This is a genomic window from Novosphingobium sp. FG90 (assembly GCF_057808725.1).
The window spans coordinates 1-977 of sequence record NZ_JBMDIO010000110.1 but is presented as its reverse complement, the minus strand read 5'-3'; the positions used below and the strand labels follow the sequence as shown (position 1 = coordinate 977).

The following is a 977-nucleotide window of genomic DNA, read 5'->3' as shown; positions in this document are numbered from 1 at the left end:
CGATGGCCCACGGCCACAGCCGAAATTACACCACCTTGACGGACGCGACCCGCTGGAATGTTCAGTGCGCAGGTCGGATCAGCCCCGAACCTCGCCGATGAGATTTATCCTGGCTACCCCGGCCTCGTCGTCGCGGCCGGACAGGTTCAGGCGATGGCCTGGGGTTTTCCTCTAGCCCAGAAAAGCGCGCGCACCGGTCTTCCGATCAAACCGCGAACCGTCAACAATGCCCGCGAGGACAAGCTGGCCACGCCGTTCTGGCGCGACAGTTTCATGAACCGGCGGTGCCTAGTCCCGGTCAGCGCCTGGGCGGAGGCGCAAGGCGAAAAAGGCCGCATGACGCGAACCTGGTACTCGGTGTCCGGCGATAAACCCTTTGCGGTAGCTGGCATCTGGCGACCCACGAGCGAATGGGGCAACGCCTATTCGATGGTAATGGTCGACAGCTGCGAATTCATGGCCGAGGTCCACGACCGGATGCCGACTATCCTTCGGCAGAAAGACTGGAACACCTGGCTGCAAGGCACGCCTGAAGATGCATTCTCACTGTGCCGGGCGTGGGACGGCGAATTGACGATGGACGCCACGGCGGAACCTTGGGCGAAGCGCCGACAGCACGCCACTTCCTCGACCGCTCTATTGTGAGCCGCCCGCTGATACTCATGGTACTTGCCACAACGCTTCCGACACAAGCCTTATCAGGGGACGCGGCGGCACCAGTATCGCTTTCAGCACGCGGGGCGAGTGATTTAAACTTATTGGGCCCAGCAACCCGGACGCTGGACAGTGCGGCCTGGATCCCCAGCCAAGATGACGCAGATTTTGCCTAGCAAACGAAACAGAGCCGCGGCGGCGCGCTGGACGGCACGGTCCCAGGCATTAAACATCCCGCCGGTCCGCAAATCCGCCCGTCTGCATAGCGCCCTTGCACGAACCCGCTTCGCGGGAGGGCGCATGGTGCATCGTAGCGTGTTATA

General features: G+C 62.2%; 1 protein-coding gene. It reads left to right on the top strand.

Annotated features, from left to right (window positions below; genetic code table 11):
- The first annotated feature begins 57 nt into the window (after positions 1–57).
- Positions 58–645: an SOS response-associated peptidase gene (locus ACODRZ_RS26750; RefSeq protein WP_236727488.1), complete on the top strand. Its 588-nt coding sequence runs from the start codon at positions 58–60 to the stop codon at positions 643–645.
- The last annotated feature ends 332 nt before the right edge of the window (positions 646–977 follow it).

Bases quoted from the DNA above. Each gene is read 5' to 3' on its own strand.
- ACODRZ_RS26750 (WP_236727488.1), top strand. From the start codon at position 58: ATGTTCAGTGCGCAGGTCGGATCAGCCCCGAACCTCGCCGATGAGATT.